This window comes from Flavobacteriales bacterium, from assembly GCA_020435415.1.
GTDB lineage: Bacteria > Bacteroidota > Bacteroidia > JACJYZ01 > JACJYZ01 > JACJYZ01.
Window position 1 is genome coordinate 1 of sequence record JAGQZQ010000035.1, and the last position, 14,766, is coordinate 14,766.

The 14,766-nt window shown below is 46.9% G+C and carries 13 protein-coding genes; all 13 read right to left on the reverse strand.

Going from position 1 to position 14,766, the window contains the following annotated elements; all coding sequences use genetic code 11:
- Window positions 1-147: 147 nt before the first annotated feature.
- The 13 genes from KDD36_07545 to KDD36_07605 all read right to left on the reverse strand — a co-directional run bounded on the left by KDD36_07545 (window position 148) and on the right by KDD36_07605 (window position 14,709).
- Window positions 148-1,617 carry a sodium:solute symporter gene (locus KDD36_07545; protein ID MCB0396491.1) on the reverse strand — a complete coding sequence of 490 codons (1,470 nt, stop codon included), beginning with the start codon at window positions 1,615-1,617 and terminating at the stop codon, window positions 148-150.
- A complete protein-coding gene (locus KDD36_07550) occupies window positions 1,614-2,567 on the reverse strand; it encodes a ribonuclease Z (protein ID MCB0396492.1) in 954 nt (317 codons plus the stop codon). Before KDD36_07550 ends, KDD36_07545 begins: the two co-directional genes overlap by 4 nt.
- Window positions 2,564-3,313, reverse strand: coding sequence for a T9SS type A sorting domain-containing protein (locus KDD36_07555; protein ID MCB0396493.1), 750 nt, complete (start codon window positions 3,311-3,313; stop codon window positions 2,564-2,566). The genes KDD36_07550 and KDD36_07555 overlap by 4 nt, the downstream gene beginning before the upstream one ends.
- 22 nt (window positions 3,314-3,335) lie before the next feature.
- Window positions 3,336-3,713, reverse strand: coding sequence for an STAS domain-containing protein (locus KDD36_07560; protein MCB0396494.1), 378 nt, complete (start codon window positions 3,711-3,713; stop codon window positions 3,336-3,338).
- 87 nt (window positions 3,714-3,800) lie between these two features.
- Window positions 3,801-4,733, reverse strand: coding sequence for an aspartate carbamoyltransferase catalytic subunit (locus KDD36_07565; protein MCB0396495.1), 933 nt, complete (start codon window positions 4,731-4,733; stop codon window positions 3,801-3,803).
- Between the two features lies 1 nt (window position 4,734).
- The gene (gene pyrR / locus KDD36_07570) at window positions 4,735-5,277 is read right to left on the reverse strand and encodes a bifunctional pyr operon transcriptional regulator/uracil phosphoribosyltransferase PyrR (GenBank protein MCB0396496.1); all 543 of its coding nucleotides are present in this window, start codon (window positions 5,275-5,277) and stop codon (window positions 4,735-4,737) included.
- Between the two features lie 83 nt (window positions 5,278-5,360).
- Window positions 5,361-7,295 (reverse strand): 30S ribosomal protein S1, encoded by a 1,935-nt coding sequence (gene rpsA / locus KDD36_07575; protein MCB0396497.1) that lies wholly within the window; start codon window positions 7,293-7,295, stop codon window positions 5,361-5,363.
- Between the two features lie 106 nt (window positions 7,296-7,401).
- On the reverse strand, window positions 7,402-8,292 hold the full coding sequence (locus KDD36_07580) for a 4-hydroxy-3-methylbut-2-enyl diphosphate reductase (GenBank protein ID MCB0396498.1): 891 nt from the start codon (window positions 8,290-8,292) through the stop codon (window positions 7,402-7,404).
- Between the two features lie 81 nt (window positions 8,293-8,373).
- Window positions 8,374-9,066 carry a (d)CMP kinase gene (locus KDD36_07585; GenBank protein ID MCB0396499.1) on the reverse strand — a complete coding sequence of 231 codons (693 nt, stop codon included), beginning with the start codon at window positions 9,064-9,066 and terminating at the stop codon, window positions 8,374-8,376.
- Window positions 9,059-10,138, reverse strand: a complete 1,080-nt coding sequence (porQ, locus tag KDD36_07590) for a type IX secretion system protein PorQ (protein MCB0396500.1) — start codon at window positions 10,136-10,138, stop codon at window positions 9,059-9,061. Before porQ ends, KDD36_07585 begins: the two co-directional genes overlap by 8 nt.
- Before the next feature lie 79 nt (window positions 10,139-10,217).
- Window positions 10,218-12,686: an endopeptidase La gene (lon, locus tag KDD36_07595; GenBank protein ID MCB0396501.1), complete on the reverse strand. Its 2,469-nt coding sequence runs from the start codon at window positions 12,684-12,686 to the stop codon at window positions 10,218-10,220.
- A 167-nt stretch (window positions 12,687-12,853) separates the two neighbouring features.
- A complete protein-coding gene (locus KDD36_07600; GenBank protein ID MCB0396502.1) occupies window positions 12,854-14,008 on the reverse strand; it encodes a glucose-1-phosphate thymidylyltransferase in 1,155 nt (384 codons plus the stop codon).
- 107 nt (window positions 14,009-14,115) lie between these two features.
- Entirely contained in the window at window positions 14,116-14,709 is a 594-nt protein-coding gene (locus tag KDD36_07605; protein MCB0396503.1) for a type B 50S ribosomal protein L31, read from the reverse strand.
- Window positions 14,710-14,766: the final 57 nt, after the last annotated feature.

Sequence of the window (14,766 nt, forward strand, 5' to 3'; positions counted from 1 at the left end):
ATTATATCGGGAAAATATATTCGTTCGTGACGCATTATTTGGCGATTGTCGGAAACCATGACAAGAGCCAGCTTTTACGAAGACTGGCCGGCAAGGTTACAGTTCTTAACCAACCGCCTGAAATAACGGTAATAACAAAAAGAAAGACTAGGATTTGACTGGCAAACGGGCAACCACCTGATGACCGATCCGAAGAAAAAGGATGGTAAGCAAGGCATTGACCAGCAGGAGTTCATTTGCAAACTGGTACTGGCCAAACCATGAGGCGCTGTTTGCATTAATCCAGAAGGTAACCAGCGGCGCCAGGCAGCATGCGACCACCACAACCACATGGTCCCGTAATTGAAACCGTGTCAGCAATCCGAATGCGAATAACCCGAGCAGCGGACCATAAGTATATGAGGCTGCGACAAAGATGGAAGCAATCACGTTTTGATCGTTATAGGCCCTGAAAAACATGATCACGATAATCAACAGGAATGACACCACGATATGGGTCCTCTTCCTTGTCCGCTCTCTATCAGCTTCTGCCATCTGATCCACATTCAGGAAATCAACACATACCGAAGTGGTTAACGCAGCCAGCGCCGAATCTGCGCTGGAGTATGCAGCGGCAATCAATCCCAAAACAAAAAACAATCCTGCCACAACCCCAAGATGATCAATCGCCATAAGCGGAAATAGCCGGTCTGTTTTCTCAGGAACTTCAAAACCATGGGTGTTGGCATATATGAACAGCAAGGCACCCAGGGCCAGAAACAGAAGGTTTACAAAAACCAGGACGATGGAAAAAACAACCATGTTCTTTTGTGCATCTTTTATGTTACGACAACTCAGGTTTTTCTGCATCATATCCTGATCCATGCCGGTCATCGTAATGGCGATTAATGCGCCACTGGCAAACTGCTTGACAAAATGTTTTTTATCCATCCAATCATCCCAGAAAAACCATTTTGAGTAATCGCTGGAAGCCACGGCAGACCACATCCCTTCACCTCCCAGATCGGAAGAGATTACATATAGACTAACCCCTACTGCTACCAACATAAAAAGGGTCTGCAGTGCATCCGTCCACACGATGGTGCGTATTCCCCCCCTGTGGGTGTAAAGCCATATCAACGCAACCGTAAGGGTAACCGTCACCGGAAACGGCACATAAAAACCAGGTAGTCGGTCAAACACCAGGATTTGAAGCGCATCTGCCACAAGGAACAACCTGAAAGAAGCCCCGATCAACCGTGAGATAAAGAAGAACAAGGCTCCGGTCTTGTAAGCCCAGAAACCGAAGCGTTGTTGAAGGTAACCATAAATGGATATGAGATTCAGGCGGTAATACAAGGGCATCAGCACAAAGGCGATCACCGCATACCCGGCGAGATATCCCAGCACCATTTGCATATATGAGAATTGACTGGAACCAACCCATCCGGGTACAGATATAAACGTCACCCCGGACAACGATGCACCGATCATTCCGAATGCCACCATAAACCAGGGTGATTTGCGGTTACCCACAAAAAAGCTCTGATTATCCGCACCCCGGCCGGTGAGCCAGGAGATAAAAATAAGAAGTCCGAAATAGGCTGCTATCAGGCCCAGAAGAAGAACCGGGGTCATAGGGTACCGTTTTCTGCGGATTGCGTCACAACGACATCTACGGGATAGTGTTGACCTTCCTCAGCAAGAAGCGTATCTGAGAATATCGTTCGCGCCTCATTGAGTAAGGGCGTTGCATCCTTATATCGTGCCGAAAAGTGACCAATCACCAACTGTCTCACCTCTGCCTTTCTGGCGATTTCAGCTGCTTGAGCCGCCGTTGAATGATGGGTTTCGCGGGCCCGGTCTTCAAGATCACTGGTAAAAGTCGCTTCGTGATAAAGCAGGTCAACACCATGAATGACATCAATGATGGACTCACTGTAGGCCGTATCCGAACAATAGGCGAAAGATCTTGGCAGAGGTGGCGGTATCACCAACTCACTGTTTGGAATGATCTTTCCCTCTGATGTGGTATAGGGGGCTCCGTCCTTAATGGAACCTATGGCATCCACCGGGATATCATATTTACGGATCGCTTCCTTGCGAATGTTGGGTCTCGCCGGTTTTTCCTTAAACAGAAAGCCGGTACATGGGATGCGATGATTCAGCGCTATGGTGGTGACGTTTACAGTGTCATCATCAATCAATACAATGCCGGTTTGGGGTGCAACAGCATGATAATGCAATTCAAACCCAAGATGTGCATCCAGGTGTTTAATTTGCACATCCAGTATTTCCTTAAGACTTTCGGGACCGAAGATGGTAAGGGGATTTGTTCTTCCGAGGAGCCCCATGGTAGATATCAATCCGGGCAAGCCTAAAAAATGATCGCCATGCAGATGACTGATAAATATATGCTGGATCTTCTGCATGCGAATCCGATACCTTCTGAGTTGTATTTGGGTACCTTCACCGCAATCGATCAAAAACAACCGATCATGCAACGTAAGAACATGGGCAGAAGGATTTCGGGAGGAAGTCGGGAGAGCTGAACTGCTTCCCAGTACGGTCAGGCCAAACGGCTTCATTTGCCGGCCAGGAGCATGCGCCGGGTCAGCGCCTTTTCACCGTTATTTATAGTATAAACATAGACGCCCGGCTTAAGGCCCTTAGGAACAAAATTGATGGTATTCATTCCAGCTCTGGAGTGGTATACCCGGCTGTATACTTCCTTACCGATCATGTCATATACGGTAAACTCAACTTCAACCGGTGACGGGGTGTTATAAAAAATAGAGGTTTGTTCAATTACCGGGTTAGGGTAGTTCTGACTGATACCGAAGCGCGCGGGATCCAGATCCTGAATACTTGCAGGATCTCCGATCTTGAGCACAATGCTATCCCATGTCAATGGAGCTGTCTGAGGAGACCCCAGAACGGTGATATAAGCAGTATAAGCAATATTGATCGTATCCAACCATGCGACGGAAGTAGTTCCTGAAACCAGGGCGCATCCTTTATCTCCACCATAGTAAACGGCTTTGTCGGCAGCACTTGCCGATATACCTGCAGGAAAGTTTGTAATGCTGGTCACTTTTAAAGAATCTACAGGAATCATGGTTCCGAATACATTTACGGTATCGGGAACATTGATAGTGATGGATTGAGAATAGGCAACGTTAATGGTACCATCCGGCATGCGCAGGCTGTTGTCAGGCGCTCTGAAACCAGGACTTGTAGCCGCAGAACTCGGTGTGCATTGCGCCAACACGTGGGTAGAAATACCCAACAACATAAACGATAAGATTACGAATGCGTGTACCCGTCGTATCATAGGCTATTTTTTAAACCAAGTTCTATTCGTCTGATTTCTTAACATCTTTTTCCACTTCCTCCATAAAAATGAAGTCTACTGCTTCATCCACGGTGGGCAGGATATTCAAAACACTATCCAACTGGGAAATATTGATCAATTTCATCACGGTATCCTGCAGACCGGTCAAAACCAGACATCCACCGGAATTTTTGCAAAGACGGTTTGCGACAAGGATTGCGCTCAATCCTGAGGAATCACAATACCGCGTACTGCTCAATTCCATGATCAGATTTTTGGCACCTTCACCATTGGATACCACCAATTGTGACTTTAGCTGGGGAGCCACCTGGCTGTTCAGCTTTTCTGCGTTGATCCTGATCAGAGTATATTTGTCTTTTACTTCTACGGCTAAATCCATATAAAATTCCGTATTAATTGATAATAATGGGTCGCATCAAAGGTACTAATTTAATGATTATCCTGTGCAAGCCAAATATTTATCGGTTTACTTTTCCTTTTGGCCTGCTAACAGATAAAGGACGGCCATGCGTATCGCCACACCGTTTTCTACCTGTTCAAGTATAATAGACTGGCCGGAGTCAGCCACGTCACTGGTTATTTCAACACCCCGGTTGATAGGTCCCGGATGCATGACGGTGATGGGTTTTTTAAGCGATTCCAGCAAGCTGCGGTTTACACCGTAGCGCATGGCATATTCCCTGAGTGAGGGGAAATACCGTTCGTTCTGCCTTTCCAACTGGATACGCAAGACCATGGCCACCTCACACCACGCCAGGGCAGCTTTCACATCTTTCATCACCTTCACCCCCAGCTCACCGATGTACCTGGGCATAAGCGTAGACGGACCACATAACCGCACATCTGCCCCCAGCATGCGAAGGCAATAAATGTTTGAAAGTGCCACGCGGGAATGTAGGATATCCCCAATAATCACCACCTTTTTTCCTTTGATGCTGCCAAGATTTCGTCGGATTGAAAATGCATCGAGCAATGCCTGCGTGGGATGTTCATGCGCACCATCTCCGGCGTTTACCACACAAGCGTTTACATGTTTTGAAAGAAAGTGCGCAGCGCCAGGGCTGGGATGCCTCATTACCACCATATCCACTTTCATAGACAGGATGTTGTTTACGGTATCTATAAGGGTCTCTCCCTTTTTGACAGAAGAAGAAGCTGCGGAAAAATTAACGACGTCGGCCGATAATCTTTTCTCTGCGAGTTCAAAAGACAACCTGGTGCGCGTAGAATTTTCGAAGAACACATTGGCGATGGTCACATCCCTTAATGACGGCACTTTTTTAATAGGCCGGTTGATCACTTCGCGAAAATGCTCAGCGGTGTTAAAGATCAATTCGATATCATTCTTCTTGAGATACTTGATTCCGAGCAGATGATCCACGCTAAGATTTTCTTGCATATTAAGGAGGAGTTATGAGTAATACCTTATCTTCTTTATTCAATTCCTTCCAGTACACCTCTACCCTTTCAGACGGAAGTGTATCAACAGTTCTGCCCACATAGTCCGGCTGAATCGGTAAATGTCTGGAAAAGCGACGGTCAATCAACACCAACAACTCTACCTGAACAGGCCTTCCGAATGATAACAAGGCATCCAGGCCGGAACGGATGGTGCGTCCTGTGAAAAGCACATCGTCCAACAAAACGATTTTTTTACTTTCGACCTCGAAATTTATCCTGGTATCGCTGGCAACAAGTGGATTTGATCTTCGCCGGAAGTCATCCCTGAAGAATGTCACGTCCAGGGTACCGGTCAAGACATTTTTGATTCCATGATCCTTTTTAAGAAGGGCAGCCAATCTTTCGGTCAGCTGAACACCACCCTGCTGAAGACCAATCAATGCGGATTCCTGAAAATCGTGGTGGTTTTCGATCAATTGATAACACAGCCGCCTCAGGGTTAATTCAAAATTACGGCTGTTTATGATCGTCCTCGACGGCATGGGTTTATTTACAAAGATAGCAATTGCACAAATGTACGGGACTATGTAAAAAAAATCCCGGGATGAACCGGGATTTTTGTTGTTTATTCTTCTTCGTCTTCACTGTCCTCGTCATTCCCTTTTCTCCTCGAGGAGGCTTCTTCGTGTTCCTCCATTTCACTTTTCAGGTTTGACAATACATCAAGATCGCCGAGGGTGGTTTTCTCCAGGTTATCCTTGATGCTTTTCACAGCCTTCTTGGTCGACTTGGCCTTGGATTTGGCGGATGCCGCAGCACCTTCTTTACGCTCTCCTCTTGGAGCTTTATCCTCATCCGACGCAACCTGATAGGTCTTGGTATGTGAAACGATGATCTTTTTGCTTTCCTTGTTGAACTCAAGGACTTTGAAATCCAGCGCTTCATCCACCTGCGCCTGAGAACCATCTGCCTTTGTCATATGCTTGGTCGGAAGGAATGCTTCCACACCATACTTCAGGCCTACAATCGCACCTTTATCAACTTTCTTGATGATGGTACCCTTATGCTCAGAATCTACAGTAAACACGGTTTCAAAGGTATCCCAAGGATTTTCCTCCAGCTGCTTGTGGCCAAGGCTCAACCTGCGGTTCTCGGTATCCAGTCCCAGAACCACCACTTCCATCTCATCGCCTACTTTGGTAAACTCTGACGGATGCTTGATCTTCTTGGACCAGGACAGGTCGGAGATATGTACCAAACCATCGATACCCTCTTCCAGTTCTACAAACACACCGAAATTGGTGAAGTTGCGAACTTTTCCTTTATGCTTGGATCCTTCAGGGTATTTGGTTTCGATATTGGCCCATGGGTCCGGCATCAATTGACGCATACCCAGTGACATCTTACGCTCTTCGCGATCGAGTGTCAGCACAACTCCTTCAACTTCCTGACCAACTTCCAGGAAGTCCTGTGCGCTGCGCAGGTGCTGTGACCAGGACATTTCACTCACGTGGATCAGCCCCTCAACACCAGGCTGAATCTCAATGAATGCGCCGTAATCCGCAATCACCACTACTTTTCCTTTCACCTTGTCACCTACCTTCAGATTCGCATCCAGGGCATCCCATGGATGAGATGTCAGTTGTTTCAAGCCAAGGGCAATCCTTTTCTTATCTTCATCAAAGTCAAGAATAACCACATTAAGTTTCTGATCCAGAGAAACAATCTCTTCCGGATGACTTACGCGGCCCCAGGAAAGGTCGGTGATATGGATCAGTCCGTCTACGCCGCCAAGGTCGATGAATACCCCGTAAGAAGTGATGTTCTTGACAACCCCTTCCAGTACCTGACCTTTTTCCAGTTTGGAGATGATCTCTTGTTTCTGTTGCTGCAACTCGGCTTCGATAAGTGCTTTGTGCGAAACGACAACGTTTTTGAATTCCTGGTTGATCTTAACCACCTTGAATTCCATCGTTTTACCCACATATACATCGTAGTCACGAATGGGCTTAACGTCGATCTGTGATCCCGGAAGGAACGCTTCTATGCCGAACACATCCACGATCATACCGCCTTTGGTGCGGCATTTAACATATCCTTTGATTACTTCGCCTTTGTCGTGGGCTTCGTTTACACGATCCCATGATTTGAGGGCGCGGGCTTTGCGATGAGACAGAACGAGTTGCCCGTTCTTATCTTCCTGATTCTCCACATAAACCTCAACAGAATCACCGGTCTTTAATTCCGGATTGTAACGGAACTCACTCAGGGAGATGATACCTTCTGATTTGAATCCGATGTTGATGACCACATCCTTGGAGGTAATATCTACGATTTTCCCTTCCAGAACATCGTGATCATTGATTGAAACCAAGGTGTTATCGTAAAGGGCTTCGAGTTCGGCCCTTTCGCCTTCGGTGTAGGTGTCACCGGTTGATTCTTCGCCACTCCAGTCGAAGGGTTCGACTTCCGCTGCTTTTGGAGCTTGTTTCTTCTTTTCCGTCTTCTCTGCTACTTCCGCCTCTACTGTTTCCTGCTCTTTTACTTCTTCATTTACCATGGTAATGATTGCGTCACAGACGCTGATTAAAGGTTAGACATTCATTAAAAAACGGCTGCGAAGATACGAGGTTTTCTCCAAAAAAGTACTATCTCAAGAAGATTTCTCAGGAAACGGCCGGAAGGGTCATTGTTTCGATACAGTTGGCCACCTTTTCCATCAACCACATCGGGGTGGATGTAGCGCCACATACGCCTATCCTTTCTTTTCCGGCAAACCACGCTTCCTGAATTTCATCCTCAGATGAAACGAAGTAGGAATCCGGGTTTACGGATTTACATACATCATACAGAATTTTGCCGTTGGAACTTTTCTTTCCACTTACAAAAACAACAACATCATGACGTGATGCGAAGTCTTTCATATGAGGTTCGCGGTTAGCAACCTGCCTGCAAATGGTATCGTTGGCAACAAAGCCGACCTCTCCATCGCCACCGGCCAATTTGATGCGCTCCTCGATGTTTTTCTTCATTTTATAAAAACCATCCGTGCTCTTGGTGGTTTGTGAATACAGGTATATGGGCTTGGTAAAATCAACCTTTTGCAGATCCTCTTCGGTGGTTACGATAATGGCCTTACCGCCTGTCTGCCCTACCAGACCGTTCACCTCGGCATGCCCTTCCTTCCCATAAATGATGATTTGTCCATCATTCTCTATGGAACGTTCAAAGCCATTTCTTACCCGGTGCTGAAGTTTTAAGACAACAGGACAGGAAGCGTCAATAAGTTCTATGTTGTTTCGGATCGCCACTTCGTAGGTTTGCGGTGGCTCACCATGCGCGCGGATAAGCACCTTACAATCTTTCAGCTCTGCAAGTTCTTCGTGGTTTATGATCTTCAAACCCTTTGCTGTCAACCTTTCAACTTCACGGTTGTTGTGAACGATATCACCCAGGCAATACAATGTGCCGCTTTGAGCCAGTTCATCCTCTGCCATTTCGATGGCATAAACCACGCCGAAGCAAAAACCTGAATTGGGATCAATATTGACTTTCATAAACCAATGAATATTGAGCTGCAAAGATAATCATTCTGTATCGCTTCCATAATAATGCCCCGGACTCTCCAACGTCCGGATTTACACACCGGCATACTTTTTCTTCACCCATGCACGAGCCAGGTTAAATTGTTCTTCCTGCGTCATGGATGTATTATCCAACACCACCGCATCAGGTGCCTTCACGAGGGGGTTGACCAACCGGGTACTATCAGCATGGTCTCTTGCAACAATGTTATCCAACACCTCCTGATAAGTCACAGGAATGTTCTTTTGCTGCAGTTCTTTCATACGTCTGCTTGCGCGTTCTTCAGGTGTAGCCGTCATGAATATTTTCAGGTTGGCATCAGGAAAAACCGCCGTACCTATATCCCGTCCATCCATAACCACCCCATGGTCATTTGCCATTTCACGCTGCATTGAGATCATTTTCTTTCTTAGTGCCATAACAGCACTCACCTTGCTCACTTGCTCGGACACCTTCATGGTTCGAATTTCGTCGCTCACATCCCTCCCCTGAAGTAACACCTTAAGGCCATCATTTGTTTTTTCCAGGCGGATATCCAGGTTATCCAATTCATTAATAAAGGATGTTTCATCCCATGGCTCCTGATCCAGCCACCCTTGTTCCAGGGCATGCAACGTTGCCGCCCGGTACATGGCGCCGGTATCTACATATGTCAGGCGAAATTCTTTGGCAAGGGCCTTGGCCAGGGTACTCTTCCCGCACGAGGAGTGGCCATCAATTGCAATAATTAATCGGGGTTCAGTCATTCGCTTTACTCAGAAATTCGGACAGACCGGTAGTGATGCTGAAATGATTGGATGCACCGGCAAGGTGGTAGGATGCACGGCCATAGTTCACATGGAACTTCGACACCTTGAAACCAAAACCCCATGAAAACCCTATGGTTCCGGTTTTGGTAGCAACTTTTAATTCCTGTCGTCTCCGGTAATCATATCCGAAGCGTACATGAAAGTTATCAGAAGGAGAAAACTCCGCCCCAACTCCCACATGTCGCATGATCTTATCCCCGATCATTTTCTTGGGCTTTATATCTTCACCTGTCAGCGGATCAACCAATATGGTAGGTTGATTCGAATTCTCATAGTTCAGGTTCGCCTTTTCCAGATGGGTAAGTGTGATGATATAACGCAATGGGAGATGCGCCAGTTTTTTGGACATTCCAAGTCTGATCTCCAGGGGCAGTTTTTCGCGATACCCTTCCACATAACTTGACAAAGGCGCACCCAGGTTCAGCACCATCAGTGATGCGGCAAAACTACCTCCTGGCTTTGCATAAGTCACAGCCCAATCGGTGGTCAATGCGGTGGACGTATATTGGGCAAGTGCGGAATATACCAGCCCCAGATGCATTCCTACTGTAAACAGGCTATCCATTTTTCTTGACACACCTACCTGAAAGAGCAGGTCGGATGCCCGGAACTGCCCAATTTCAATACCCTGTTCGTTGGTTTCTGTGAATTGCCCGTAGTTCACATATTTCAATCTGCCGCTGAACGTTCCGACCTTTTCCACATGATGGGCATAATCAACACCCCCGAAATTAACATCCGAGAAATAGTTGACATAATCCAGCACCAGGTTACGGTGAAGATCTTTGGTTAAGAGAGATGGATTGACCGCAGCCAGACTGAGGTCATGATCTCCGTTTATAGCGAGGTAGTGTCCGCCCAATGCACCTATTCTGGCAGAAGTCACCAGGTTCAAAAAGTCGTAAGAAGTCGTTCCTCCGATTTGGGCATGGCCGGTTTGGGGCAACGAAACTACCGCAATCACGCAGGTGATCAGAGAACGAACCGAAAAGAGAAAGCGGTTTGACATAACGCCTCAGTTAGAAAGGTAGATGACATCGTTTACAAATAAACGAAATCTTTGGGATAGCAACGTACCTAACCCTGGGTTATTGTCGCTTCTTCGACCTGGCCGGCATGGTTTTACTACGATCTGACTTTGTAGGGCCGAGTGCAATAGCCAGCACTTCCTCCATGCGTTTAACAAAATGGAACTTTAACCCTTTAAGGTATTTCTCCGGAATCTCAGCCACATCCTTGCGGTTCTCTTCAGGAAGAATAATGTCCTTAATGTTTGCCCGTTTTGCAGCCAGTAACTTTTCCTTGATGCCACCAACCGGTAGCACAACGCCGCGAAGGGTAATCTCTCCTGTCATCGCAAGGTTTTTACGAACCGGCTTGTTCAGCAAGGCAGAATAGATGGTACTCAGCATGGTGACTCCGGCAGAAGGTCCGTCTTTCGGTGTCGCACCTTCCGGAACGTGCACGTGGATGTGTTGCTCGGACATGCGGTCGGCATCAAGACCAAGTTCTGTGGCATGGCTTTTCAAATACTCCAGTGCAATGGTCGCTGATTCCTTCATTACATCCCCGAGGTTGCCGGTCAGGGACATTCCGCCTTTGCCTTTGCTAAGGCTTACTTCGGTGAAGAGGATATCTCCGCCTACCGACGTCCATGCCAACCCGACAGCCACACCGGGCACACCCGGATCAGCGTAGCGATCATGTAGAAAATGGGGAGGACCCAATATCGTTTGAACTTCCTTAAGGGTAGGTGTAGGGTTAAACTTCTTATCGGATCCCAGCAAACGGGCATAGTGACGGATCACCTTCGCAATCTTCTTCTCCAATCCCCTGACACCGGATTCCCTTGTATACCCTTCAACAATCAGCGAGAGAACAGCCTGAGGGAACTTTAATTGGCCACGTTTCAGTCCATGTTCCTTGAGCTGCTTCGGCACAAGATGCTTCCGGGCAATCTGTATCTTTTCCTCAAGGGTATATCCACTTAATTCTATCACCTCCATCCTATCCAGCAGAGCAGGCTGGATGGTGGAAAGTGAATTCGCCGTTGCAATGAACATCACTTTCGAAAGATCATAATGCTGCTCAAGATAATTATCGTAAAACTCGGTATTCTGCTCCGGATCCAGCACCTCCAGAAGGGCAGATGAGGGATCTCCATGAAAATCGCTTCCCACCTTGTCTATCTCGTCAAGTACAAATACCGGATTCGATGACTTTGCCTTTTTGATATTATGAATGATACGTCCGGGCATCGCTCCGATATACGTTTTACGATGCCCTCTGATCTCGGCTTCATCGCGCAGTCCACCCAATGAGATTCTGACGTAATTCCGTCCCAGTGCCTTGGCTATGGACTTACCCAGGGAGGTCTTTCCAACGCCGGGAGGTCCGTAAAAGCAAATGATGGGAGACTTCATGTCATTTTTCAGCTTCAACACTGCCAAATGTTCCATCACCCTTTCCTTGGCTTTTTCCATTCCATAGTGATCCGCATCTAGCACCTTCTCAGCATGCTCAAGATTGAAGTTATCCTTTGTGAATTCTCCCCAGGGTAAATCCAGCAACACATCGAGATAATTTACCTGCACGGAATACTCCGCAGATGCCGGGTTCATTCGCTCCAGCTTTTCAAGCTCCTTGTCAAATGCTTCCCCGATCTCCTTGCTCCATTTTTTCTTTTCCGACCGCAGGCGCATTTCCTCGATCTCTGCGTCCATCGGATTTCCACCCAACTCTTCCTGGATGGTTTTCATCTGTTGGTGAAGAAAATATTCACGCTGTTGCTGATCGATGTCCGTTTTAACCTTGGACTGGATCTGATTCTTGAGTTCGAGCAATTGAATCTCCTGACTGAGATGCTTCAAAAGCAGTTCTGCCCTTTGCTTCAGGTCGGCGACCTCCAGCATTTGCTGTTTCACCGACACCTCGGCATTCATATTCGATGACACAAAATTGATCAGGAAGGAAGGGCTCTCGATATTCCGGATGGCAAAGGCTGCGTCTGATGGAATATTCGGAGATTGCTTGATGATGTTTACTGCCATGTCCTTCAACGAAGACACCATGGCGTCAAACTCTTTATCATTTTTTATCCGTTGTGCTTCCCCGAATGGATCGATGGTGGCTTTCAGGTAAGGTTCTTCCTGAACTACTTCGCGGAGTGAGAATCTCTTTTTACCCTGAATAATGACGGTGGTGTTTCCGTCCGGCATCCGCAGCATTTTAATGATCTGCGCAACGGTCCCCACCTGGTTAAGTTCATTAATACCGGGATCCTCAATTCCTATGTCCTTTTGCGCAACCACTCCGATGATCTTATCACCGGCATATGCCTCCTTGATTAAACGGATTGACTTATCCCGTCCAACTGTTATTGGAATCACAACCCCGGGAAACAAAACAGTATTTCTTAAAGGCAAAATGGGCAGCTGACCCGGAGATTTCTCTTCATCCCACTTTTCCTCTTCTTCCGCGGTAAGAAGGGGAATAAATTCTGTATCCTCATCAATGATATCCGTCAGATTCCACTGGTTATCCAAAAATTTCTTCATTCACAGTCATTTTGTCAGCACCTGCCTCTCACCTGCTTTTGCCATTGGGCAAATAAAATCGGTTGTGTACTGGTGTTCAATAATTTACAACAAATACCCCTTATATAACGGGCATCTTACACTAACATGTTCAAGGGATGTGCCAAAATAATCTGGCGGACAAATTTTCAGCGATGGTCATACACGTGACGCAGGATCTGACGATCTGTTTCCTCAAATGTTTTGCCCCTTCTACCCATAACCTGTTCTGCTACTGCCGCTGCCTTATCGAATTCGTAGACGGGAGATTGTTGCTCACCGCCCCATGAAAAAGAGGGAATGAATTTAGACTGAAAGCCCCCACCGAATATGTTGGCATTCACACCTGCCACTGTTCCGGTATTGAACATGGTATTGATACCTGCTTTGCTGTGATCTCCCATGATCAATCCGCAGAACTGCAGCCCGGTTCCGATCGCCTTTCCGCTGGCCATATGATGAACCCTCACTTCACCATAGTTATTCTTGAGATTGGAGCAGTTGGTGTCTGCTCCAAGGTTGCACCACTCCCCGATGACGCTGTTTCCCAGAAAACCATCATGCGCCTTGTTTGTATATCCTGTAATAACCACATTGTTCAACTCACCTCCTACCTTGCAGTGCGGACCAATGGTTGTAGGGCCGTATATCTTCGCACCCATTTTCACTTCGGCACCTTCACAAACTGCTATGGGTCCTCTTAGCATGGCACCCTCCATCACCTTCGCACCAGGGCCTATCCAAATCGGTCCTGTTTCCGAGTTTAGAACAGCAGCCTGTACTTCAGCTGTCTCATGGATATATATCTTATCACCAAGCAGGACATTATGCCTGCCTGTATTGCCATTCTGTTTGGGTTTAATCATTTCCATATCCAGTGCCATGGCCACCTCATTCAGTCTGAATACATCCCATGGATATCGAATGATAACCGGCTCCACCTTGGCTTCCACATCCTGCATACCTTCCGCTTCTATCAAATGGCATGGAACCAGATGTGTACGTCCGGCAATGAACTGACCATTCCACTGCAGACGTTGTTCGGGCTTAAGCTTGAGAATCTGATCCACAATCAGGTCCTGCGGTAAAACAGCAGCATTGACAACCAAATTATCGGAAGATGCGACAAGGGGATACTTGGTTTGCAGATAACTCTCTGTACAGGTAGATGATGTTGTGCCGAGCCTTAATTCCCACTTTTCACGCAGGGTGGAAATACCAAGTCTCAGTTCAGCCACCGGCCTCGTAAGTGTAAGCGGGTAGAGATCTTTCCACTGGGGGCCATCAAATAATATCAGGTTCATGGTGTTTGATTAAGCGACCTGAAATTAGCAAAAATCGAATGATCAGAGACAGGTCATAAAAAAAGGCCATCGTTTGAGATGGCCTTTCGAGTTGATCAATTTGTTCCTTAAGCTTTATCTTCAGAAGACTCTTCGTTGTTTTCCTGTTGAGCTGCCTCAGGTGCTTCGGGTGCGGCTTCTGTATTTTCAGCCGCAGGTGCTTCAGGAGCGGCCTCTGCTTTAGCAGCTTCTTCGGCTGCACCTTCAGCAGCGGCAGCTTCCGCTTTGGCTTGCTCGGCCGCAGCTTGTGCTTCCTTGGCTTCTTTTCTGGCCTGTGCAGCCGCCTTTTTATCAGCCTTGGCCTTTTCTTTTCTAGCCTTGATCTCCGCACGCTCTGCTTTTTCTGCTTCCTCTTTTTCGGCTGCTTGCTGGCGGGCCTCTTCTTTTTCTTTCTCCAGGAGTTCCTGCTTTTCCTTGCGATCTTTGAAACGGCTGCGGAATTTATCCACACGTCCTGCCGTATCAACCAGTTTCATTTTACCGGTATAAAAAGGATGAGAAGTATGTGATATTTCAAGCTTAACCAAAGGGTATTCGTTGCCGTCCTCCCATTGGATGGTTTCTTTAGATTCTACGGTAGACTTGGTGATAAAGGAATAATCATTGGAGATATCCTTGAATACGACCAGTCTGTAATTTTCCGGATGAATGCCTTTCTTCATAGCGCTTCTTGACAAAAAATGAGGCGCAAAGATATGAAACAAATGATTGTCTGCAAA